Origin of the sequence: Streptomyces sp. NPDC006512 (assembly GCF_040611935.1) — a bacterium.
Lineage (GTDB): Bacteria > Actinomycetota > Actinomycetes > Streptomycetales > Streptomycetaceae > Streptomyces.
In genome coordinates, this window is sequence record NZ_JBEXPG010000059.1 from 18176 (window position 1) to 41214 (window position 23039).

Here is a 23039-nt window from a genome sequence, read left to right on the forward strand (position 1 = left end):
CTCCCCGAGGACGGCAATGCGGCAGGAACGACAGGGCACGGGCAAGCACACGGGCAAGGACACGGGCAAGGGCAAGGGCACGGCGGCGGTGATCGGCGCCGGGCCGTGCGGGCGGATGACCGCCCAACGGATCGCGGAGTCCGACCTCTTCGACACCGTGGTCCTCACCGACGTGATCGACGGGCTCGCCGAGGGCATCGCCCTGGACATCAACCAGTCCCGCCCCATCGTGGGGTTCGAGACGACCATGGCCGGACGCACCACACGCACCGCGGACGCCGCCGGGGCGATCGCCGGAGCGGAGGTCGTCGTGCTCGCCGCCGGAGCCCCGCCGGACCCGTCCGGCGGGAGACCGGTCCGGGAGAACGGCCGGATCGTCCGGGAGGCCGCCGAGACGATCGCCCGGCACGCGCCGGACGCCGTCGTCATCGTCATGACCGACCCCGTCGACGTCATGACGGCACTGGCCGGCGAGGCCACCGGCTTCCACCCCTCCCGCGTCCTCGGCCAGTCCGTCCTCCTCGACGCGGCCCGGTTCGCCGACTTCGTGGCCGGTCCGCTCGCGGTCCCCCGCTCGGTCGTGGCCGCGGTGACCGTGGGCTCGCACGCACACGGCGACGCGATGGTTCCCCTCCTGTCCACGGCCACCGTCGCGGGCACCCCCCTCACCTCGCTGCTCGACCCCGCCCGGCTGGCCGAAGCGGTGGCGGCGACCCGCCGCGGCGGGTCCGACGTCGCGAGACTGACCGGCGGCCACTCCTCCTTCCACGCGCCGTCGGCCGCCGCGGCCCGCATGGTCCGCGCGGTCAAGGAGGACGACGGGACGGTCCTGCCCGTGTGCGCCTTCGTGGACGGGCCGTACGGGATCCGCGGCGTCTGGATCGGTGTTCCCGCCCGGCTCGGCCGCAAGGGAGTCCTCGACGTCGTCGAACTCCCGCTGGACGAGGCCGAGTACGGGGCCCTGGCCGACGCCGCCCGGGTCCTGCGCGCCGCGCAGGACCAAGCCCGTACAGCAGTGTTCGACCAGCGCCGAACGGAAGGTGGCACCGCATGACGGCCTCGAAGAAGCAGCTCCGCGTCGCCCTGCTCGTGGGCGGCCGGACCGCGGAGCACTCCAACTCGATCTGCAGCGGCGACTACGTACGCGAGTCCCTGCGCAAGTCCGGCCACGAGGTGACCGTGGTCGGCATCAGCCGGACCGGACAGTGGCTGAGGCAACCGGCCGACGTCCCGCTGGCGTTCGACGACGGCACCAGCGAGATCACCACGGGTACCCCCATCCGCGTCGGCGACCTCGACGAGGACGTGGTCTTCCCCGTCCTCCACGGCCCCTACGGCGAGGACGGCACGGTCCAGGGACTCCTGGAGATGCTCGACCTGCCGTACGTCGGGTGCGGGGTCTTCGCGTCCGCCGCCGCGAAGGACAAGGAGTGGGCCAACCGGGTCCTGGAGGGCGCGGGCCTGCCCGTACCGCCCTGGGCGGTCCTGGCACCGGGCACCCCCGCGGCCGGCCCGGTCGACGGCTTCACCCTCCCGGTGTTCGTCAAGCCGGCCCGCTGCGGGGGCAGCATCGGCATCAGCCGGGTGACCGACTGGAACGACCTCCCCGACGCCGTGGCCGAGGCCCGCCGGTACGACCCGAAGGTCGTCATCGAGCAGGGCCTGACGGTCCGTGACGTCGAGTGCGGGGTATTGGAGTTCCCCGACCGGGAGGGCCCGGTGCCCAGCGTCGTCGGGGAGACCGTCGCCGGTGACGCCCACGACTTCCTCAGCTACGACGCCAAGTGGTTCGACCCGGACGTCGCACTGCTCGCGCCCGCCCCGCTCGACGCCGCGACCACCGAGCGCGTCCAGCAGATCGCCGTGCGCGCCTTCCTGGCCTTCGGCTGCACCGGACTGGCGCGCGTGGACACCTTCGTCACCCCGGACGGCTCGGTGCTCGTGAACGAGGTGACCACGATGCCCGGATTCTCCGGCGTCTCCAACTTCCCCAGGATGTGGGAGGCCTCCGGCCTCAGCGGGGCCGAACTCGTCGACGGCCTGGTCGCCCTGGCGATCCGGCGGAAGGCGGAGTCCGAGCTCCCGCTCTGACCGGCCCCGCACCGCTACCGAGAGCTTCCCGAAAGGACGAAGATGACCAGGCCCGCCAAGGACCACGCGCACGACCCCCGGCCGGACGGCCGGTCCCCGGGGCAGGTGGACGACGCCGCCCTGGTCGACCTGGCCCGCCGGCTCGCCGCCACCCCCAGCCAGTCCGGCAACGAGCAGGAGGCGATCGGCCTCGTGGCCGACGCCATGCGCACGGTCGGCCTGGACGTCACGGTCGACCGCAGCGGCAACGCGATCGGCACCGTCGGGCGGGGCGCGCCCGGCGCGCCGCGCCTGCTCATCGACGGCCACATCGACTCCATCCCCCTGCACTCCGAGGACAGCTGGCGGGTGGACCCGTTCGGGGGAGTCATCGAGGACGACCGCCTCTACGGGCTCGGCATCTGCGACCAGAAGGCCTCGATCGCCGCCGCGATCCTCGGGGTCGGGGCACGGTACGAAGAACTCGCCGACCTTCCGGGGCTCGTCGCCGTCGTCGCCAGCGTCGGCGAGGAGAACATGGAGGGCGCGGCGCTCTCGGAAGCCGTGGCGGCGGTGGAACCCAGCGTGGTCGTCACCACCGAGCCCAACGACACCCGGCTGGCCGTCGGACAGCGCGGCAGGGCGAAGGTGGAGGTCGAGGTGGTGGGACGGGCGTGTCACGCCGGCCACGTCGCGCAGGGCGTCAACGCGGCCGAAGCCCTCGCCGCCGTGATCACCAGGCTCCGGGACGCCCCGCGCCCGCACCACCCCGAGCTCGGCCACCGCGACGTCACCTGCATCGACGTCACCTCGTGGCCCTACCCGTCGGTCTCCACCGTGCCGGGCCGGGCGCTCGCCCGCTTCGACGCCCGCTTCCTCCCGGGCGAGACCGAGGAGTCGCTCCACCGGCTGCTGAACGACACCGCGGCCGCGGCGCTCGCCGACTGGCCGGAAGCCCCCACGGTGATCGTGCGCACCGTACTGGCCGCCTTCACGACCTACACCGGAGTCCGCTACGAGGTGGGGGAGTTCGCCCCCGCCTGGTGGACCGAGGGACCGGTGGTCACCGAGGCCCAGCGGGCCCTGTCCGCGGCGGGCCTCGACCCCACCCCCATGTCGTACTCCTTCTGCACGAACGGCTCCTACACGGCCGGCCGGCTGAAGATACCGACCATCGGCTTCGGGGTGGGCGAGGAGCACATCGCCCACCAGGCCAACGAGTACGTCACGCTGACCTCGCTGCGCCGGGGCGCGCACGGACTCGCGGCCCTCGCCCCGCGGCTGACCGTGCCCGGCGGGCACTGAAGGGGACGGTCGATTCCCGTGACCCTCATCAGGCGGATCGACGCATCCGACTGGGCGCGGCTCCTCCCGCTCCTCACCGACCGCTGGGGAGCCCCGTACATCGTCAAGCACCACACCCGCTTCGACCTCGACGGTCTCCCCGGGCTGCTGGCGACGACCCGCGACGGCGGCCTCCTGGGACTGCTGACCTGGACGGACGGGGCGGACGGCGAGGCGGAACTGCTGACCCTCGACGCGCTGACGCGCCGGCAGGGGACCGGCGGCACGCTCCTCGACGCCTACCTGGACCGGGCACGGCCGGCCGGCGTCCGGCGCGTGCGGGTCACCGTCACCAACGACCAGCTCACCGGGCTGAAGCTGCTCCAGCGGCGCGGCTTCCGCATCGAGGCGGTACGGCGCGGCGCCGTCGACGCGGCCCGTGCGGTGAAACCGCAGATCCCCGAGGTGGGGGAGGACGGCATCTCCCTCCACGACGAACTCGACCTCTGCCTCGGCCTCGCGGGCGCGGACCCGACCGCCGGCGGAGGACTCCGGTGACCGGGACCACGCTGCGCGGCGGCGCGCTCGCGGCGCCGATGGGCCGCCGTGACGTGCGGCGCGCGGCGAGCCGCCTGGCCCCCCACGTGGTCCGCACGCCGGTGATCCGCGCCGACTTCCCGGACCGGCCGGCCTGCGTACGGCTGTGGCTGAAGGCGGAGAACCTGCAACGCGGCGGCTCGTTCAAGATCCGCGGGGCGCTGCACGCCGTCGGCCGGATGGCCGCCACGGGATGCCCCGGGGTGATCGCGCCCAGCACCGGCAACCACGGCATCGCGGTGGCGTACGCGGCGCGGGCCCACGGCCTTCCGGCGGTCCTCGTACTCCCCGCCGACGCGGCGCCGTCCAAGGTGCGCGGCATCCGCGCGACCGGAGCCCGGGTGGTCCTCGCCGGCACCGCGCCCGCCGAACGCGCCGCCGTCGTCGCGGAACTGGGCGAGCGGTACGGGTACCGCACGGTGGACCCGTACGAGGACCCGGACGTGGTCGCGGGGCAGGCGACCGCCACGGCGGAACTGCTCGCCCAGGTCACCGCCGCCGGGGGCCGCCTGGACGCCGTGGTCGTCCCGGTCGGCGGCGGCAGCGCCCTGGCGGGGGCCTGCCTGGCCGCCGAGGGCACCGGCATCGCCGTGGTCGCCGCGGAGCCGGCGGCGGTCCCCGCGCTCGGCGCGGCCCTCCGCGCGGGCGCACCGGTCACCGTCACACCGCGGCCGACCATCGCCGACGGCCTCCGCCCGGACCGCATCGGGCGGCTGCCCTTCGCGCTGGTCCGGCGGAGGGTGACCGCCGTGGTGGAGGTCGAGGAGGACGCGATCGCCGACACGATGCGCCTGGCCCTGGAACGCCTGCGGCTCGTCGTGGAACCGGCCGCGGCGACGGCCCTCGCCGGCGCGCTGCGCTTCGCGGCCGGAGGGGAAGGCCGGGCGGCGGGCATGACGGACGTGGGCGTGCTCCTCAGCGGCGGGAACGTCGAATCCGCCCTGATCGCGTCGCTGCTGCTGTCCGGTGAAGTCCACCGTTCCCACCGAGGCACGTGACAAGGGGTAAGGGATGTCCACAGGCGGATCGGTCATCAGGAACATCGGGGTCTTCTGCGGTTCGCGCGCGGGCGCCAGACCCGAGTACGTGCGCAGCGCGCGCTCGCTCGGCGGGGAACTGGCCCGGCGGGGCGCGGGACTCGTCTACGGGGCCGGCGGAATCGGCGTCATGGGCGCCCTCGCCGCCGCCGCACTGGACGGCGGGGCCCGCGTCACCGGGGTCATCCCGCACGACCTGTACGAGCGAGAGCGACCCGATCTGACGAAGGGTGAGGTCTACGTGGCACGGACCATGCACGAGAGGAAAGCACTGATGTACCGGCTGTCCGACGGCTTCGCGGTCCTCCCCGGAGGATTCGGGACCCTGGACGAGGCGATCGAAGTGGCCACCTGGAACCAACTCGGCTTCCACAGCAAGCCGGTGGTCCTCGTCAACTGCGACGGCTTCTACGACCCCTTGATCGACCTCCTCGACCACATGGTGGCCCAGGGCTTCGTGTCCCACGAGGAGCGGTCCCTGCTCGGCGTGGCCGCCGGCCCCGAGGAGGCACTCGACCGACTGGGCTGGCCGGCCGTGCCGGACCCCTGCCTCGGTGCGTCCACGCCCGTTTCCTGAAACCCTGCTGACAGCCGGCGGCGTACATCCGCGCCGGTGAACCCGCGCAGCACCAACTCCCGCAGCACCAACTGCCGCAGTACCGACTCCCGCAGAGAGGGCGAACAGATACTTCCTTCCGCCGAGGAAACCCCCCGGGGTACCAGCACACCCACCCTGTACGCCCCGCTGCGCCACCGGCGCTTCAGACGCCTGGCCGTCGCCCGCTGCGCGAGCGCCTTCGACAAGACGATGGCCCCGGTCGTACTGGCGTTCGCCGTCCTCGACATCGGCGGCTCCACGCTCGACCTGGGACTCGTCATCGGTGCCCGCTCGCTCGCCCTGGTGGCGTTCGTCCTCTTCGGCGGCGTCGCGGCCGACCGGTGGCCCCGCGTCCGGGTGGTCCAGGGCTCGGGAGCGGCGTCCGCGCTCGTCATGGCCGTGACCGCCGGCAGCGTGTACACCGGGCTCGCCTCGGTGCAGCTGCTCCTGTGGCTCAGCCTGCTGGGCGGCGCCCTCGCGGGCGTCTCGCTCCCCGCCCTCTCGGCGCTCACCCCGCAGACCGTCCCCCCGGAGCTGATCCCGCAGGCCAACGCGGCCGCCCGGATGGGCGCCAACGCCGCCATGTTCGTCGGGGCCTCGGCCGCCGGGCTGCTCGTGGCGGTCTTCTCCGCCTCGGCCGGGATCGCCGTGGACGCGGCCGTCTGCCTGGTCATGGCCGTCTGCTTCCTCGGCGCCGGCGAGGTGACGGCCGTCGGCTCCCGGCCGGCGCCGGGCCGTACGCGTCCGATCGCCGAACTCCGCGAGGGCTGGCAGGAGTTCGTCCTCAGACCGTGGGTGTGGGTGGTCACCGTCGCCTTCGCGCTGATCAACGCGGCGGGCTCCGGAGGGCTACAGGTCCTCGGTCCCGTCGTGGCCGACGCCTCGTTCGGCCGTGCCACCTGGGGGTTCGCGCTCGCCGCGCAGACGGTCGGCATGCTGTGCGGAGCCCTGCTGGTGACCTGGTGGCGGCCCGTCCACGCCCTGCGCAACGGCGTGGCGCTGTCAGCGCTCGAAGCGGTGCCCCTCGCCGTGCTCGCGTTCTGGCCGAGCCCGCTGCCGCTGGTCGTCGCCATGTTCCTGTCCGGGGTGGCGATCGAACAGTTCGGCATCGCCTGGGACGTCTCGCTCCAGGACCGGGTCCCCGCCGACCGGCTGGCCCGCATCTACGCCTACGACACCCTGGGCTCCTACGTGGCGATCCCCCTCGGACAGGTCCTGGCCGGACCCCTCTCCGGCCGGCTCGGCGTACGGGCCACCCTGATCGGCGGGGCCGCCCTCGTCGTCGCCTCCGTCGCGGGGGCCCTGTGCAGCGCGAGCCTGCGCGGCCTCGTCCGCAAGGTTCCCGCCCCCACCCCACCCGCCCCCACCCCACCCGCCTGACACCTTCGAAAGGCAGGCCCGCCATGGCGGCCGTCGACACGGTCCTGCGCGCGCCGCGCGTCATCACCCCGGACGGGGAACGGCCCGCGGCGCTCGGCATCGCCTCCGGCCGGATCGCGTTCGTGGAGGACGTCCGGGTGCGCGCCCCGGCCGGCGCGGCCGAGACCCGCCTCGGGGACGACGTCGTGGTGCTGCCGGGCCTGGTGGACACCCACGTGCACCTCCAGGACCCGGGGAACACCGCGTGGGAGACCTTCGCGTCCGGTACCCGCGCCGCCGCCGCGGGCGGCATCACCACCCTCGTCGACATGCCGCTGGACAGCCTCCCGGTGACGGTCTCCGTGCCGGCCCTGGAGGCCAAACGGCGCGCGGCGCAAGGCCGTTGCCACGTAGACGTCGGCTTCTGGGCCGGGCTCACGCCCCACAACCCGCACCTGTTGCGCGACCTGCACGACGCCGGCGCCCTCGGCTTCAAGTGCTTCCTGGCGAACACCGGCCTCGACGCGTTCCCGCCCGTCACCCCCGGGCAGGTCGACGCCGCACTGGACGTCCTCCACGGCTTCGAGGGGGTGCTGCTCGTCCACGCCGAGGACACCCCCGCACCGCCCCCGCCCAGCCGCCGCGTCACGCGGTACCGGGACTTCCTGTCCCGGTACCCGCCCGAGACGGAAACCCGGGCCGTGCGGCGCCTCCTCGACGTCGCCGCCCGCCACCGCCGCGGCCGCCTCCACGTCGTCCACGTGTCGAACGCCGACTCGGCCGAGATGATCGCCCGGGCGCGCGCCCGCGGCGAGGGCACCGCGCTCTCCGCGGAGACCTGCCCCCACTACCTCGCCTTCGGCTCCGGCGACGTCCCCGACGGGGCCACCGCGTTCAAGGTGTGCCCGCCGATCCGCGAACCCGAGCACCGCACCCGCCTGTGGGAGCACCTGCGCGGGGGAGCGCTGGACATGGTCGTCTCGGACCACTCGCCGACCGCCGGGCCCGGCAAGCGCGCCGCGGGCGGCGACTTCGCCCGTGCTCCGGCGGGCATCGGCTCCCTCCAGGTCAGCCTGCCGGCCGTCTGGACGGAGGCACGCCGACGGCACGTCCCGCTGTCCGAGGTCGCGCTCTGGATGTCGACCCGGCCCGCGGAGCTCGCCGGCCTCACGGCCAAGGGGCTGATCGCGCCCGGCCGCGACGCCGACTTCTGCGTACTGGCCCCGGACGAGACGTTCACCGTCGACCCGGCCCGCCTCGCACACCTGCGGCCCCTGACGCCCTACGCGGGCAGGACCCTGTACGGGGTCGTCCGCCAGACCTGGCTGCGCGGCCGGCCCGTCGACCCCGCACGCCCCCGCGGCACCCTCCTGACCCGCTGAAACTCCCACCCCGGGGGAACCCGGACCGGCTGCCGACCGGGCAGCGCACGACACAAGGAGAACGACGTTGAAGATCCTCGTGGTCAACCCCAACACGTCGAAGTCCATGACCGAGGCCATCGACCGGGCCGCCCGCCACCAGGCCTCACCCGGCACCGAGATCGTCACCCTCCACGCGAAGTACGGCGCCGAGGGCATCGACAGCACCTTCGCCGGACTCCTGTCGGCCGTGGCCGTGATGGACCTCGTCTCGACGTACCCCGATCCCTACGACGCCGTCGTGACGGCCGGCTTCGGCGAACCGGGCCGGGAAGGCGTCCAGGAGATCGCCCACGCCCCCGTGTTCGACATCGCGGAATGCGCCGCCCACGTCGCCCAGCTCATCGGCCGCCGCTACTCGGTGGTGACCACCCTGAGCCGGTCGACCGCCGCGATCGAGGACCGCCTCGCGGTGGCCGGGCTGGCGGCGCGGTGCGCCTCCGTCCGCGCGGCGGGCCTCGACACCGTCGAGGTCGACCGGGACCCCGTACGCGCCCGCCGGGAGATCCTGGCCCAGGCGCGGGCCGCCGTCGCCCAGGACCGGGCCGAGGTCGTCTGCCTGGGCTGCTCCGGTATGACCGGCCTCGCCGACGAGATCGCCGCGGAGCTCGGCGTGCCCGTCGTGGACGGGATCGCGGCCGGCGTCGCCCTGGCCGAAGCCGTCGTCCGCATGGGCCTGAGCACCAGCAGGATCTGCACCTACGCGGCGCCCGGCGAAACGGCGGTCAAGGGCTGGCCCCTGTCGGACCTGGTGCAGTTCCTCGGGATCCGCCACCCCTGCTGACACCCCTGCTGCCACCCCCGCCGACACCGGGCGGACACCCGGTTCGGGCGGGTGTGCGACGGGTTAGCCCACACGGAAAACGCTTGGACGGCGCGGGCGCGCACGCGGGACACTGCGGTTTCCCCGTTCGCCGCCGACCTCACAGGGTTGCCCATGGGATCGTCCGCATCACGAGGGGTTCCGCCAGGCAAGGGCGCGGTTCTCCTCGCAGTCCGCTACTACGGACGGGAGTTGGCGAAGCTGCGCCGGCTGACCGTGCCCGCCATGCTGCTGCCGGCCGTCGGCAACATCGGCATCAGCTACATCGCCCCGCTCGTCGTCGCGAAGCTCGTCGGCCGCATCGCCGAAGGCGCCGCTCCCGGCTTCGGCGAGATGCTCCCGTACGTCCTCGGATTCGCCGGCGTCCTGCTGTTCTCGGAAGCGCTGTGGCGCGTCGGCCTGCACTGCCTGAACCGGCTCGACGCCCGCGGCATCGAGAACCTGTACGTGATCGGCATGGACGAACTGTTCGCGAAGGACGCCGCGTTCTTCCACGACAACTTCGCCGGCTCCCTGACCAAACGGGTCCTCAGCTTCGCGTCCCGCTTCGAGGAGCTCGTCGACACGCTCACCTTCTCCGTCGTGGGCCGGTTCGTGCCGCTGCTGTTCGGATCGGTGGTCCTCTGGCACTACGAACCGCTGCTCGTCGTGGCGCTCCTGGCGATGATCGTGGTGACGGCGGTGTGCGTGCTGCCCCTCATCCGCCGCCGCCAGGAACTCGTCGACCGGCGCGAGGCCGCCATCGCCCGGGTGTCGGGACACGTCTCCGACAGCCTCATGAACATGGACACGGTCCGCGCGTTCGCCGCCGAGGAACGCGAGGCCGCCGAGCACCGGTCCCGCGTCGCCGAGTCGCGCGGGCTCACCCTGCGGTCGTGGGACTACGGCAACCTGCGCATCGACACCGTCGTCGCGCCGATGTCCGTACTGACCAACGCGCTCGGCCTGCTGCTCGCCGTCGCGATCGCCGGCGGCGGCAACGGCGTCGAGGCGGTCGTGGTCGCCTTCACGTACTACTCCAACGCGACCCGGATCATGTTCGAGTTCAACCAGATCTACCGCCGCCTGGAAAGCTCGATGACGGAGGCCGCGCAGTTCACCGAACTGCTGCTGAAGCCACCCACGGTCGTCGACCCCGAGACGCCGGAGCCGCCGCCGACCCGGGCCGCCGACATCCGCTTCGAGCGGGTGACCTTCGCCCACGCCGGCGCCGAACCCCTCTTCGAAGGACTCGACCTGGACGTGGCCGGCGGGGCGAAGATCGGCCTCGTGGGCCGGTCCGGCGGCGGCAAGACCACCCTCACCCGGCTCCTGCTGCGGATGACCGACATCGACGACGGCCGGATCCTGATCGGCGGCCGGGACATCAGCAGGCTCCGCCAGCGCGACCTGCGCGCCCTGATGGCCTACGTGCCGCAGGACCCGGCGATGTTCCACCGCACGCTCCGGGAGAACATCGCGTTCGCCCGGCCGGACGCCACCGACGCCGAGATCCGCCGCGCTGCCGGGGCGGCCCACGTCACCGAGTTCGCGGACGCTCTGCCGGACGGCCTCGACACCATGGTCGGCGAGCGCGGTGTCAAACTCTCCGGCGGCCAGCGCCAGCGCGTCGCCCTCGCCCGCGCGATCCTGCGCGACGCTCCGATCCTGCTGCTCGACGAGGCCACCAGCGCCCTGGACTCCGAGAGCGAGATCCTCGTCCAGGAGGCGCTGTGGCGCCTGATGGAGGGCCGGACCGCACTCGTGGTGGCGCACCGGCTCAGCACGGTCGCGCACATGGACCGGCTCGTCGTCCTCGACCACGGCCGCATCGTCGAGCAGGGAACCCACCAGGAACTGCTCGCCACCGACGGCGCCTACGCGAAACTGTGGCAGCACCAGTCGGGCGGCTTCCTCGACGACACCCCCGCCCCGTCCGACCTGCACTGAACTCGGGCCGTGCACCCCGTGGCGATCACGACGGGGCGCACGGCCCGGGCACGGGGGCGGACGGGACGAGGAGTCCCCTCCCGTAACCCGGTGTTGTCCACGGGGCGGGCGGCCGTTTGACCGGCTCGCGCCGCCCCGGCTATGTTGCGCGCCATGTACCGATCCGCGCTGCTGACGACACGAGGTCACGTCGACCTGAAGCGTGTCTGCTCCGCGGCGTGTCGGTGGTCCTGACCGTACGGCGACCGCGCGGAACCGCCGGCCCCCGTCCCGCCCGGTGGCGGACCCGGTGCCCCAACTCCCGCAGTGTCCCCGTGCCCTGGTGAACAGCGCTCCCTCCCGCGGAGCTCCCCGCGCACGCCCCCGCCCGGCCTGGCCGCCCCCGTGCCGTCCCCCGGGAGGCCCGGGTGTGCCGCGCCACCGCCCAGGACCTGGAAGGCCCCCCGTGCACACACCGAAGACCGCCGCCGGCCACCGTGCCCCGCTGCGCCGCTCCGACATCCCGCCGGCCGCCGCGAACCCGCTGCGCAGGGCGTCCGGTACCGGAGCGGTGCTGGGCGCCGTCCTCGACCACGGGCCCGTCGCGCGCAGCACCATCGCACGGCTCACCGGCCTCTCGCCCGCTTCGGTCAGCGGCCACTGCGCGGCCCTCCTGGAGCGGGGCCTGGTCAGGGAGGGCCCCGAGACGGCCGGCCCCCGCGGGCTGGGCCGCCCGCACATCCCCGTGGAGATCGACACCAGCCGCTTCCTCGTCGCCGGGGCCCACATCGCCGTCCCCCACACGACGCTGTCGCTGATGGACCTGAGCGGGCGGATCGTCGCCGAGGAACGCCGCCCGCACGACGGCACCGCACCCGGACGGATCCTCGCCCGGGTGGCCGACGGACTGCCCCGGCTGCTGGCCGCCCACGGGGCGGGACGCACCGCCCTCGCCCTCGGCGTCGCCACCGGGCACTGGGTCGACCCCGAGGCCGGTGCCGTCGTCCACCACCCCCAACTCGGCTGGCGGGACGTCCCCGTACGGGACGAACTCGCCCGGGCCACCGGCGTCCCCGTACACCTCGACAGTCATGCGCGGGCCCTCGCGCGGGCCGAGCAGCTCTTCGGGGAGGCCGCCACGCGCGCCAGCGCCGTCGTGCTGTTCGTCGGCAACGTCGTCGACGCGGCGTTCGTCACCGGGGGCGCCGTGCACCAGGGGCCGCGCTTCGGCGCGGGCAACGTGGCGCACCTCCCGGTGGGCGCGGGCTCCGCCGGCGCCTCCTGCGCCTGCGGTACGGCCGGCTGCCTCCAGTCCGAGGTGTCGGAACCGGCGATGGTGCGCCGGGCCGCCGAACGGGGCCTGCCCGTCGCGGCGTTCGCCGAACTGCTGGACCTGGCCGTCGGGGGAGACCCGACGGCGGCCGGACTGTTCCGCCAGCGGGCCAGACTCACGGGCCGGGCCGCCGCCGTACTGCTGGACATGTTCGACCCCGAGGTGCTGGTCGTGGTCGAACCCGGCACGGGCCGACTGCCGTCGTGCATGGACGAGTTGCGGGCGGAGGTACGGGCGCGGTCCCAGGTGTGCGACGACGCCGACCGGTCCGTCGTACCGAGCAGCTTCACCGGGTCCGTACTCGCCACCGCGGGCGGGGCCGTCGCCCTGGGCGCCCTGTACGACGACCCGCTGGGCCCGTGGCCCGCGCTGCCCGCCGTGTCCTGACCCGCTCCCTCCGAAAACCGACTTAATTCAGAAAGTTGCATTGTTGACCGGTCCGGAGCCGGAAAGGGAGGATGGATCCATGAGCAGCCCGCGGAGGAATCGACGGTACGCGCACCGGATCGCGCGACACTGCCGTCCGTTCCGGCCGGCCGTCTCCGGTGCCGCCCGCTCCTGTTGTTGTTGACGGGCGAGCCGCGGCACTTCCGGTAGGGCACCTGCGTTTCCGGTAGGGCTCCTGCGTTTCCGGTGCGGACCCGCACGTCCGGTGCGGGCCTGACGCGCCACCCTTTTCTTCGCCCGTGTTTCCACATGGCCCTTTCGAGCGCGAGCGGCGCCCCGGCGCGCCGTTCCGTGTTCTGCCATGCCCATTCGGCCGTGATCCGCCTTTCCGCCGCCGCATTTCCGCGGCGCACGGCACCATTCACCCTGGGGGAACCGTGTCCATTTCCTTGTCCGCGCATCCGGCGGCGGCGAGCCTCGTCGAACCGGACCGTTTCAAGCAGATCTTCCGCGCCTACCCGGGCGGCGTCGTGGTCGTCACGGCCGACTCCGGCGCGGGTCCGGTCGGTTTCACCGCCACCTCGCTGTCCTCGGTGTCGCTCGACCCGCCCCTCGTCTCCTTCGGCATCGCGAACGGCTCCTCCTCGTGGCCCCACCTGGAGCGGGCCGGGACGGTGGTCGTCAACTTCCTCGGCTCCGCGCAGGAGGACCTGGCCAGGCGGTTCGCCACCAGCGGCATCGACCGGTTCGCCGCCCCGACCCGATGGCACCGGCTGCCGCAGGGCGAGCCCGCGCTCGACGGGGTCACGGGCCGGCTGCGGCTCGCCGTCGAACAGCTCGTCCCCGCGGGCGACGCGCACATCGTGGTGGCCCGCGTCCTGGAGGCCTGGCAGTCCGACGACGGCCGGCCCCTGCTCTTCCACAACGGTTCCTACCGTTCCCTCTGAACCGCGGCGACCGGCGAAACCCCCGTCATGAGAACAGGAACGTCCATGCCCTCCCGCTCCCCCTCTCCCCGCATGGGTCGCAGAGGATTCCTCTCCCTCGCCGGCGGCGCGCTTCTGGCCGCCGCCGGATGCGCCCCCCAGACCACCGGCGCCGCCCGTTCCGGTCCGGTGGGCGCACTGCCCACCGGACCACCGCCCGCCGGAACCTCGCTGGCCGTGGCGGTACGGACCTCGCAGATCCAGCTGGCCACGTCGGGACTCGACAAGAACCTCCCCTTCAAGGTCTCCTCCTGGATCAACCTCAACGCGGGACCCGACATCATCCAGGGATTCCGCGCACGCTCCATCGACATCGCGAGCAATGCGGGAATTCCGCCGATCCAGGCCGAAGCCATCGGCGTGAAGGCCCGGATCGTGGCCGTACAGGAACGCCACCATCCCACCTACGTGTTCGCCACGGCGCCCGGCTCGGCCATCAGGACCGCCGAGGACTTCAAGGGAAAGCGGATCGCGTTCTCCCAGGGCCAGGCCCAGGGCGTGGTCGTCCTGCGCGCCCTGAAGAAGGCCGGCCTCGCCAACTCCGACGTCGAACTCGTGGCACTGCCGAGCACGCAGTTCCTCACCGCGCTCCAGTCGAAGCAGGTCGACGTCGCCCCGCTCGGCGAGCCGACCCTGACCAAATACCTGACGCAGTACGGCAAGGACGGCGCCCGCGGCGTGCCCACCGAGGTCGTGGACCTCCTCACCGTCCTGTGGGCGCCCGTGGAGGTCCTGAACGACCCCGCGAAGGCGGCCGCCGTACGGAGCTACGTCACGCTCTGGGCGCAGGGCGTGGTCTGGGCGTGGGAGAACGCCGACCAGTGGATCGACGCCTACTACGTCAAGGACCAGGGCGTCAGCGCCGCCGACGGCCGCCGCATCGTCGACTCCCTCGCGAAGCCGCGGTTCCCGGCGAGCTGGGACAAGGCCATCGCCTGGGAGCAGGAGACCGCGGACCTGATGGCCGAAGGCGGCTTCGTACCGAAACTCGATGTCGCGGCGCTGTTCGACCGGCGCTTCGAGGGCCTCACGGCCGCCGCCGTGCCGGCCGGATACCGGGAGGGCGCATGACCGAGGCACTGACGGGCCCGCGCGTACGGGCGCCGGAGGCGGACACCGTGACGGCGGACCGTCCCGCCGGAACACGGCCCGGCGGCCCCGCGAAACCCGCCGGCTCGGCGCGGCCACCCGGCCCCGCCGCCGGACGGCGGCCCACGGCCCGCAAGGCCCGCCGTCTGGGACCCGGCCGCGGCGTCCCCTTCGGCCGGCTCCTGGGGCCCGCCCTGCTCGTCGCCGTCTGGTGGGCGGCGTCCGCCGGGGGCTTCCTCGACCCGCGGATCCTGTCCGGACCCGACGCCGTGATCGCCACCGCCGGTGAACTCGTGGCGGACGGCAGGCTCCAGGGCAACGTACTCGTCTCCCTCCAACGGGCCGGCCTCGGACTGCTGTTCGGCGTCGTCACCGGGGTCGCGGCCGCCGTCCTCGCCGGACTCAGCCGCACCGGCGAGTACCTCGTCGACGGGCCGCTCCAGATCAAACGCGCCATCCCGTCGCTCGCCATGCTGCCGCTGCTCATCCTCTGGCTCGGCATCGGCGAGCAGATGAAGGTCACGGTCATCGCCCTCGGCGTCGCGGTGAACATGTACATCAACACGTACGCGTCGCTGACCAGCATCGACAGCCGCCACGTCGAACTCGCCGAGGTGCTCGGCCTGAGCCGGTGGCGCTTCCTGCGCAAGGTGGTCCTGCCCGGCTCCCTGCCCGGATTCTTCGTCGGGCTGCGCCTCGGCGTGACCTCGGCCTGGCTGGGGCTGATCGTCGTCGAACAGATCAACGCCACCAGCGGAATCGGCTACATGATGTTCCAGGCCCAGCAGTACGCCCAGTCCGACGTGATCATCGTCGGCCTGGTCGCCTACGGGATCTTCGGCTTCTCCTCCGACGCACTGGTCCGCGCGATCGAAAGGAGGGCCCTGTCATGGCGACGTACCCTGGCGGGCTGACCGACACCCCGACCGCACCGGCGGGGACGCGCACCCCGGCCGCCGTGCGCACCAGCCGCCTGGTCCGCCGCTTCGGTGACCGGACCATCCTCAAGGAACTCGACCTCACCCTCGGGGCCGGCGAGTTCACCGCCCTCCTGGGCCGCAGCGGCTCCGGCAAATCCACCCTGCTGCGCGCCGTCGCCGGCCTCGACCACGACGTCGAGGGCTCGGGCGAGCTGACCGTACCCGAGCGGGTCTCCCTCTCCTTCCAGGACTCCCGCCTGCTGCCCTGGCTGCGCGTCCTCGACAACGTCACCCTCGGACTGCGCGGACCCGGCGTCCGCGAACGCGGCGTACGCGCCCTCTCCGAAGTCGGGCTGGAAGGCCGCGAGCGCGCCTGGTCCCACGAACTGTCCGGCGGCGAGCAGCAGCGCGCGGCCCTGGCCCGCGCCCTGGTCAGCGATCCCGAACTGCTCCTCGCCGACGAGCCGTTCGGCGCCCTCGACGCCCTCACCCGCATCCGCATGCACGGACTCCTGCGCGAACTCTACGAACGCCACCGCCCCGCGGTCCTCCTCGTCACCCACGACGTGGACGAGGCCGTCGAACTGGCCGACCGCGTGCTGGTCCTCGACCAGGGCCGCATTTCGGTCGACCTCGCCGTCGACCTGCCCACCCCCCGGAGCCGCCGCCACCCGCGCTTCCAGGAGTACCGGGACACCCTGCTCGCCGCCCTCGGCGTGTCCGAGCACCCCGCCCCCGCCGACCACCACCAGAAGGACGACCCCGATGTCACGAACGCCTGAGCGCAAGCGCCTCCACCTCAACGCCTTCCTGATGTCGGTCGGCCACCACGAGGCTTCCTGGCGGCTCCCCGAAAGCCCCGCCGACGGCGGCACCGGCATCGCGCACTACCAGAACCTCGCCCGCATCGCCGAACGGGGCCTGCTCGACTCGGTGTTCCTCGCCGACAGCCCAGTACTCCAGGGCGACCCCGGCCGACGGCCCTCCAGCAAACTGGAGCCGACCGTCCTGCTGACCGCGCTCGCCGCGGTCACCAGCCGCATCGGACTCATCGCCACCGCCTCCACCAGCTACAACGAACCCTTCAACCTCGCCCGCCGGTTCGCGTCCCTCGACCACGTCTCGAACGGCCGCGCCGGATGGAACATCGTCACCACCGCCGGCGCCGAGGCCGCACGCAACTTCGGCCTCGACGACACCCCCCTGCACCACGACCGCTACCGGCGCGCCGCCGAGTTCGTCGACGTCGCGACGAAGCTGTGGGACAGCTGGGCCGACGACGCCGTCGTGGCGGACAAGGAGGCCGGCGTCCACACCCTCGCCGACCGGGTCCGGCCCGTCGGCCACCACGGCGAGTTCTTCCGCGTCGACGGCCCCCTCAACGTGGAACGCTCCCCGCAGGGGCACCCGCTCCTCGTCCAGGCGGGGTCCAGCGAGGACGGCAAGGACTTCGCGGCCCGCTACGCCGAAGCGGTGTTCACGGCGCAGCAGACCCTCGACGAGGGGACCGCCTTCTACAAGGACGTCAAACGGCGCGCCCTCGCCCTCGGCCGCGACCCGGACGGCATCAAGATCCTGCCCGGGATCGTCCCCGTCATCGGCGACACCGAGGCCGAGGCCCGGGAACTCGACGCCGAACTGGACCGGCTCATCGTCCCCGAATACGCGAAGCGGCAGCTCGCCCAGCGGCTCGGCATCGCCCCCGACGCCCTGGACCTCGACTCCGAACTCCCCGACGACATCCCCACCGAGGACGAGATCGAAGGCGCCAAGAGCCGCTACACCCTCGTCGTCGAACTGGCCCGCCGCGAACGGCTGACGGTACGGCAGCTGATCGGCCGGCTCGGGGGAGGCCGCGGCCACCGCACCTTCGCCGGCACCGCCTCCCAGGTCGCCGACACCATCGAGCACTGGTACGACAGCGGGGCCGCCGACGGCTTCAACATCATGCCCGCGGTACTGCCCTCGGGACTGGAGCGCTTCGTGGACCAGGTGGTCCCGATCCTCCAGGAACGCGGCCTGTTCCGCACCGAGTACACCGGCACCACCCTGCGCGAGCACTACGGCCTCCCGCGCCCCGCCGGCCGCCCCTTCGACGGCCCCGCCCCCCGCGCCGGCCTGGTGGAGGCACGGTGACGGGCTGTCCCACCGCCACGAAGGAGCCGGCCCCCGCGCACGACGCGGGGGCCGGCCCCGCCGCCCGGCCGCCGGCCGACGGCTGGGCACGCCGGCTCGCCGGCTACTGCCTGCGCCACCGCACCGATCTGGTCCTCGCCTTCGGCGCCGCCGCCGTGGCCGCGGTCGCCACCGCCACCCTGCCCCTGGTCCTGCGCCACGTCGTCGACGACGTCGCCGCCGCGGACGGCGCCGCCCTCACCCCGTGGATCCTGCTCCTGGCCGCCGTCGGAGCGGTCCGCTTCGGAGCCTCCTTCGTCCGCCGCCACCGCTCGGGCCGGCTCTCCCTCGGCGTCCAGTACGACCTGCGCAACGACGCCTTCGCCGCCCTCCTGCGCTACGGCGGACCCCAGCAGGACAGCCTGCGCACCGGAGAGGTCGTCAGCAGGTCCATCTCCGACATCACCCTCATCCAGACCCTGCTCCAGTTCCTGCCCAACCTGACGGGCAACGCGCTGATGTTCTGCGTGTCCCTCGTCTTCATGGCATGGCTCTCACCGCTCCTCACGGTCATCGCCCTCGTCGTCGGACCCGCCCTGTGGATGATCGCCCTGCACAGCCGGCGCACCCTCTTCCCCGCCAACTGGCACGCCCAGCAGGAAGCGGCCGAGGTGGCCTCCGCCGTCGAGGCCACCGTCACCGGCGTCCGCGTGGTGAAGGGCTTCGGCCAGGAGCGCCGCGAACTGCGCGGGCTGGAGGCACGCGTCCGCGCGCTCTTCGCCTCCCGGCTCCGCGTGGTCGCCTTCACCAGCCGCTACAACCCTGCCCTGCAAGCCGTACCGGCCCTCGGGCAGGTGGCCGTACTCGCCCTCGGCGGCTGGCTCGCCATGGACGGCCGCCTGTCCCTGGGCACGTTCCTCGCCTTCACCGCCTACCTCGGCGCCCTCGTCACCCCGGTACGCCAGGTCGCGACCCTCCTCACCGTCTGGCAGCAGGCCCGGGCGGGCGCCGAACGCGTCCTGGAGGTCATCGACGAGACACCCGTGATCGCCGACGCGCCCGGCGCCCGCCGCCTCGGCCCGGCCGCCCCGGCCCTGTCCTGGCACGAGGTGACCTTCGGCTACGGCGAGGCCGCGCCCCTGCTCGCCGGGTTCACCCTGGACGTGCGGCCGGGGGAGACGCTCGCCCTCGTCGGCCCCGCCGGCTGCGGCAAGTCGACCGTCGCCGCGCTCCTGCCCCGGTTCTACGACACCCGGTCGGGCACCGTGTCCGTCGGCGGCCACGACGTCCGGACCCTGACCCTGGACTCCCTGCGGTCCCGCATCGGCTTCGTCTTCGAGGAGAGCCTGCTCCTGGCGGACACCGTCCGCGCCAACATCGCGTACGGGATCCCCGACGCGACCGACGCCCAGGTCCGCGAGGCGGCCCGGCTCGCCCGGGCGGACGAGTTCATCGACCGGCTCCCCGACGGATACGACACGGTCGTCGGCGAACAGGGGCTCACCCTCTCCGGCGGCCAGCGCCAGCGGGTGGCGCTCGCCCGGGCCCTGCTCACCGACCCCGCCGTACTCGTCCTGGACGACGCCACCTCCGCCCTCGACGCCCGCGTCGAAGCGGAGATCCACGCCGGCCTGGGGGAGGCCGGCCACCGCCGCACCACCCTCATCGTCGCCCACCGGGAGTCGACCCTGGAGCTCGCCGACCGCGTCGCCCTGATGGACGGCGGCCGGATCGCCGACATCGGCACCCCCGGCGAACTGCGCGCCCGCTCTGCCCTGTTCCGGTCCCTGCTGTCCACCCTGGGCGACCCCGAAGCGGTCGCGGGCCCCGCCGCCGCACGCACCCCCGGCGTTCCGGCCGGCGGCGTCACCGAGGAGCTGTGGCGACGGCCCGACGGGGAAGGCCCCGGCCGCCACGAGGCCACCGCCGCCCGCGCCGCGAACGCCCTCGCCCAAGCCGCCGCCTCCGGCCCCGGCCGGGGCGGGCCCGGCAGCGGGGTGCTCGGCTCCGCCCCGCCCGCCCCCGAACTGCTGGCCGCCCTCGCCCGGATCCCGCTGCCCGCCGCCGAGCCCGCCGTCCCGCTCGCCCAGGCCGTTGCCGGCGACCCCGCCTTCCGCCTCGGCTCCCTGCTGCGGCCCTTCCGGATCCCGCTGCTCGGCGGACTCCTGCTGGTGGCCGCCGACGCGCTCGCGCAGATCGCCGTACCCGTACTCGTCCGGCACGGAGTCGACAGCGGGGTCACCGGCCAGGCGCGGGGGGTCCTGTTCGCGGCCGCCGCCGCGGCGGCCGCGGTCGTCGCCGTGAACTGGCTCCTCGGCATCGCCCAGGTCCGCACCACCGGGCGCACCGGCGAGCGGCTCCTCTACACCCTCCGGGTCAAGACGTACGCCCAGCTACAGCGGCTCGGCCTCGACTTCTACGAACGGGAACTCGCGGGCCGGATCATGACCCGGATGACCACCGACGTGGACGCCGTGTCGAACTTCCTCCAGACCGGCCTCATCACGGCCGTCGTCAGCCTGCTGACGGTCCTAGGAGTCCTGGTGTCCCTGCTGGTCATCGACGCACAGCTGGCGCTGGTCCTGCTGGCCGCCCTGCCCCCGCTGATCGCGGCGACCGCCCTGTTCCGGCACTACTCGGTCCCCGCCTACCTGGAGGCCCGCGAGCTGATCAGCGCGGTCAACGCCTGCCTCCAGGAGAACGTCGGAGCCCTCCGGGTCACCCAGGCGTTCCGCCGCGAGGAGCGCAACGCCGAGGACTTCGCGGCCCTCGCCTGGGCGTTCGGCGAGTCCCGGCTGCGCGCGCAGCGGTACATGGGCACCTTCTTCCCCTTCGTCGAGTTCCTCGGCACCCTCTCCACGGCCGCCGTCCTCGCCGTCGGAGCCGGTCAGGTGGCCTCCGGCGGACTGACGGCAGGCACCCTGATCGCGTTCCTGATCTGCGTCGAACTGTTCTTCGCGCCGATCCAGCAGCTCTCCCCGGTCTTCGACGGGTACCAGCAGGCGGTCGTCGGCATGAACCGACTGCGCACCCTGATGCGCACCCCCGCCGGCACCCCGCCGGCCGGCGAGCCGAGACCCGTGGGGGCCCTGCGCGGGGAGATCGAGTTCGACGACGTGTCGTTCCACTACGCGGGCGGGGCCGGCCGGGACGTGCTGCACGGCATCCGGCTGCGCATCGCCGCCGGCGAGACCGTCGCCCTCGTCGGCACCACCGGCGCGGGCAAGTCCACCGTGGTCAAACTCCTCGCCCGGTTCTACGACCCGGCCACCGGAGCCGTCCGCGTCGACGGCCACGACCTGCGCGACCTCGACCTGACCGGCTACCGGCGCCGGCTGGGCATCGTCCCGCAGGAGCCGCACCTGTTCGGCCACACCGTCCGCGACGCCATCGCCTACGGACGCCCGGACGCCACCGACGCGGAGGTGGAAGCGGCCGCCCGGGCCGTCGGCGCCCACGAGACGGTGGCCGGACTCGCCCACGGCTACCTCACCCGGATCGGGGAACGCGGCCGGGGCCTGTCCGCCGGCCAACGCCAGCTGCTGGCCCTTGCCCGGGCCGAACTCGTCGACCCCGACGTCCTGTTGCTCGACGAGGCGACCGCCTCGCTCGACCTCGCCACGGAACGGCGGGTCACCGCCGCCGTCGCGGCCCTCACCCGGCGGCGCACCACCGTCGTCGTCGCCCACCGCCTCACCACGGCCGCCCGCGCCGACCGGGTCGTGGTCCTCGACGCCGGGACCGTCGTCGAAACGGGCACCCACACCGAACTGCTCGCCGCACAGGGGCCGTACCGGCGCCTGTGGGACGCCTACCGGCAGGGCGGAACCGACACCGGTTCCCTCCGGGCCGGCACCCTCACCGATCAACTCGTCAACGGGAGTGCACGATGACCGACCACCGCCTGCTCGGACGCACCGGCGTCAAGGTGAGCCCGCTCTGTCTGGGCACCATGATGTTCGGGGCCCGCGGCAACACCGACCACGCCGACAGCGTCCGCATCATCCACCGGGCCCTCGACTCCGGCATCAACTTCGTCGACACCGCCGACGTGTACTCGGCGGGGGAGTCGGAGACCATCGTCGGAAAGGCGCTCGCCGGAGGCCGCCGCGACCGGGTGGTGCTGGCCACGAAGTTCCACGGCAGCCTCGGCGAGGACCCCAACGAACGCGGCAACAGCCGCCGTTGGATCATCCGCGAGGTCGAGAACAGCCTCCGCCGCCTCGGCACCGACTGGATCGACCTCTACCAGGTGCACCGGCCCGAGCCGGAGACCGACTTCGACGAGACGCTCGGCGCCCTCAGCGACCTCGTCCACCAGGGCAAGATCCGCTACATCGGCACCTCCACCTTCGAACCGTCCGCGATCGTCGAGGGCCAGTGGATCTCCGAACGCCGCGGCCGCGAACGCGTGGTGACCGAGCAGCCCCCGTACTCGCTGCTCGCGCGCGGCATCGAACGCGAGGTCCTTCCCGTCGCCCAGCGGTACGGGCTCGGCGTGCTCAGCTGGAGCCCCCTCGCCGGCGGCTGGCTGTCCGGCCGCTACCGCAAGGGCGCCGCACAGCCCACGTCCAGCAGGAGCGACCGGCAGGCCGAGCGCTTCGACATCGCGGACCCCGGGAACGCCGCCAAACTCGATGCCGCCGAAGCCCTGGCCCAGCTCGCGGAAGAAGCCGGACTGACCCTGGTCCAACTCGCCCTGGCCTTCGTGCTGGAACACCCCGCCGTCACCTCGGCCATCATCGGGCCGCGCACCTTCGAGCAGCTGGAGAGCCAACTGGGCGCCGACCGGGTGCGGCTGAGCGACGACGTGCTCGACCGCATCGACAAGATCGTCCCGCCGGGCACCAACCTGTCCGCCCGGGACGGCGGTTACCTGCCGCCGGCGCTGTCCGACCCGCGGGCGCGCCGCCGCCCCCGCGGCTGACCGTACTGCCACACCTCGGAATACCGACCTCCGGACCGCTCGCTATCGTGATCCGTCCGGGCTCCCGCGCGGGGACCGCCACGACGACCCGTCGCGGCGGTCCCCGCGCCGCCGTGTCCCCGCGTGCCCGAGTCCGGCGAGGACCGGCAGGGAAGCCGACGCCCGGTACGAAGACGGATGGTGTT

Annotated in this window: 18 protein-coding genes; all 18 read left to right on the plus strand. The window is 73.6% G+C overall.

Translation table 11 applies throughout. From position 1 onward, the window contains the following. Nucleotides 1-16: 16 nt before the first annotated feature. Nucleotides 17-1054, plus strand: coding sequence for a hypothetical protein (locus ABZZ17_RS31520; protein WP_356881136.1), 1038 nt, complete (start codon nucleotides 17-19; stop codon nucleotides 1052-1054). Continuing rightward, a complete protein-coding gene (locus tag ABZZ17_RS31525) occupies nucleotides 1051-2091 on the plus strand; it encodes a D-alanine--D-alanine ligase family protein (protein ID WP_356881138.1) in 1041 nt (346 codons plus the stop codon). The genes ABZZ17_RS31520 and ABZZ17_RS31525 overlap by 4 nt, the downstream gene beginning before the upstream one ends. Nucleotides 2092-2133: 42 nt before the next feature. Beyond that, complete coding sequence (locus ABZZ17_RS31530; protein ID WP_356881140.1) at nucleotides 2134-3375, plus strand: M20/M25/M40 family metallo-hydrolase; 1242 nt, start codon at nucleotides 2134-2136, stop codon at nucleotides 3373-3375. 18 nt (nucleotides 3376-3393) lie between these two features. Continuing rightward, nucleotides 3394-3912 (plus strand): GNAT family N-acetyltransferase, encoded by a 519-nt coding sequence (locus ABZZ17_RS31535; RefSeq protein ID WP_356881142.1) that lies wholly within the window; start codon nucleotides 3394-3396, stop codon nucleotides 3910-3912. Further along, on the plus strand, nucleotides 3909-4949 hold the full coding sequence (locus ABZZ17_RS31540) for a pyridoxal-phosphate dependent enzyme (protein WP_356881144.1): 1041 nt from the start codon (nucleotides 3909-3911) through the stop codon (nucleotides 4947-4949). Before ABZZ17_RS31535 ends, ABZZ17_RS31540 begins: the two co-directional genes overlap by 4 nt. A gap of 13 nt (nucleotides 4950-4962) precedes the next feature. Beyond that, nucleotides 4963-5565 carry a TIGR00730 family Rossman fold protein gene (locus ABZZ17_RS31545; protein WP_356881146.1) on the plus strand — a complete coding sequence of 201 codons (603 nt, stop codon included), beginning with the start codon at nucleotides 4963-4965 and terminating at the stop codon, nucleotides 5563-5565. Between the two features lie 36 nt (nucleotides 5566-5601). Beyond that, nucleotides 5602-6966, plus strand: coding sequence for an MFS transporter (locus ABZZ17_RS31550; RefSeq protein ID WP_356881148.1), 1365 nt, complete (start codon nucleotides 5602-5604; stop codon nucleotides 6964-6966). A 23-nt stretch (nucleotides 6967-6989) separates the two neighbouring features. Continuing rightward, the gene (allB, locus tag ABZZ17_RS31555; protein ID WP_356881150.1) at nucleotides 6990-8327 is read left to right on the plus strand and encodes an allantoinase AllB; all 1338 of its coding nucleotides are present in this window, start codon (nucleotides 6990-6992) and stop codon (nucleotides 8325-8327) included. 67 nt (nucleotides 8328-8394) lie between these two features. Beyond that, nucleotides 8395-9150, plus strand: a complete 756-nt coding sequence (locus tag ABZZ17_RS31560) for an aspartate/glutamate racemase family protein (RefSeq protein WP_356881152.1) — start codon at nucleotides 8395-8397, stop codon at nucleotides 9148-9150. 153 nt (nucleotides 9151-9303) lie between these two features. Beyond that, nucleotides 9304-11118: an ABC transporter ATP-binding protein gene (locus tag ABZZ17_RS31565; protein ID WP_356881154.1), complete on the plus strand. Its 1815-nt coding sequence runs from the start codon at nucleotides 9304-9306 to the stop codon at nucleotides 11116-11118. A 445-nt stretch (nucleotides 11119-11563) separates the two neighbouring features. Continuing rightward, nucleotides 11564-12817, plus strand: a complete 1254-nt coding sequence (locus tag ABZZ17_RS31570; RefSeq protein WP_356881156.1) for an ROK family transcriptional regulator — start codon at nucleotides 11564-11566, stop codon at nucleotides 12815-12817. A 437-nt stretch (nucleotides 12818-13254) separates the two neighbouring features. After that, entirely contained in the window at nucleotides 13255-13764 is a 510-nt protein-coding gene (locus ABZZ17_RS31575) for a flavin reductase family protein (protein ID WP_356881158.1), read from the plus strand. Nucleotides 13765-13809: 45 nt separating this feature from the next. Then, nucleotides 13810-14874: an ABC transporter substrate-binding protein gene (locus ABZZ17_RS31580; protein WP_356881160.1), complete on the plus strand. Its 1065-nt coding sequence runs from the start codon at nucleotides 13810-13812 to the stop codon at nucleotides 14872-14874. Then, entirely contained in the window at nucleotides 14871-15806 is a 936-nt protein-coding gene (locus ABZZ17_RS31585) for an ABC transporter permease (RefSeq protein WP_356881162.1), read from the plus strand. The genes ABZZ17_RS31580 and ABZZ17_RS31585 overlap by 4 nt, the downstream gene beginning before the upstream one ends. After that, nucleotides 15782-16594: an ABC transporter ATP-binding protein gene (locus tag ABZZ17_RS31590; protein WP_356881164.1), complete on the plus strand. Its 813-nt coding sequence runs from the start codon at nucleotides 15782-15784 to the stop codon at nucleotides 16592-16594. Before ABZZ17_RS31585 ends, ABZZ17_RS31590 begins: the two co-directional genes overlap by 25 nt. After that, nucleotides 16578-17948 (plus strand): LLM class flavin-dependent oxidoreductase, encoded by a 1371-nt coding sequence (locus ABZZ17_RS31595; protein ID WP_356881166.1) that lies wholly within the window; start codon nucleotides 16578-16580, stop codon nucleotides 17946-17948. Before ABZZ17_RS31590 ends, ABZZ17_RS31595 begins: the two co-directional genes overlap by 17 nt. Further along, nucleotides 17945-21820 (plus strand): ABC transporter ATP-binding protein, encoded by a 3876-nt coding sequence (locus ABZZ17_RS31600; RefSeq protein ID WP_356881168.1) that lies wholly within the window; start codon nucleotides 17945-17947, stop codon nucleotides 21818-21820. Before ABZZ17_RS31595 ends, ABZZ17_RS31600 begins: the two co-directional genes overlap by 4 nt. Beyond that, nucleotides 21817-22854: an aldo/keto reductase gene (locus ABZZ17_RS31605; RefSeq protein WP_356881170.1), complete on the plus strand. Its 1038-nt coding sequence runs from the start codon at nucleotides 21817-21819 to the stop codon at nucleotides 22852-22854. Before ABZZ17_RS31600 ends, ABZZ17_RS31605 begins: the two co-directional genes overlap by 4 nt. Nucleotides 22855-23039 lie beyond the last annotated feature (185 nt).

What these genes read in the sequence shown, in the direction of transcription:
- ABZZ17_RS31595 (WP_356881166.1), top strand. Translation starts at nt 16,578, where the DNA reads ATGTCACGAACGCCTGAGCGCAAGCGCCTCCACCTCAACGCCTTCCTG.
- ABZZ17_RS31590 (WP_356881164.1), top strand. Translation starts at nt 15,782, where the DNA reads ATGGCGACGTACCCTGGCGGGCTGACCGACACCCCGACCGCACCGGCG.
- allB (WP_356881150.1), top strand. Translation starts at nt 6,990, where the DNA reads ATGGCGGCCGTCGACACGGTCCTGCGCGCGCCGCGCGTCATCACCCCG.
- ABZZ17_RS31520 (WP_356881136.1), top strand. Translation starts at nt 17, where the DNA reads ATGCGGCAGGAACGACAGGGCACGGGCAAGCACACGGGCAAGGACACG.
- ABZZ17_RS31525 (WP_356881138.1), top strand. Translation starts at nt 1,051, where the DNA reads ATGACGGCCTCGAAGAAGCAGCTCCGCGTCGCCCTGCTCGTGGGCGGC.
- ABZZ17_RS31580 (WP_356881160.1), top strand. Translation starts at nt 13,810, where the DNA reads ATGCCCTCCCGCTCCCCCTCTCCCCGCATGGGTCGCAGAGGATTCCTC.
- ABZZ17_RS31585 (WP_356881162.1), top strand. Translation starts at nt 14,871, where the DNA reads ATGACCGAGGCACTGACGGGCCCGCGCGTACGGGCGCCGGAGGCGGAC.
- ABZZ17_RS31565 (WP_356881154.1), top strand. Translation starts at nt 9,304, where the DNA reads ATGGGATCGTCCGCATCACGAGGGGTTCCGCCAGGCAAGGGCGCGGTT.
- ABZZ17_RS31605 (WP_356881170.1), top strand. Translation starts at nt 21,817, where the DNA reads ATGACCGACCACCGCCTGCTCGGACGCACCGGCGTCAAGGTGAGCCCG.
- ABZZ17_RS31545 (WP_356881146.1), top strand. Translation starts at nt 4,963, where the DNA reads ATGTCCACAGGCGGATCGGTCATCAGGAACATCGGGGTCTTCTGCGGT.
- ABZZ17_RS31530 (WP_356881140.1), top strand. Translation starts at nt 2,134, where the DNA reads ATGACCAGGCCCGCCAAGGACCACGCGCACGACCCCCGGCCGGACGGC.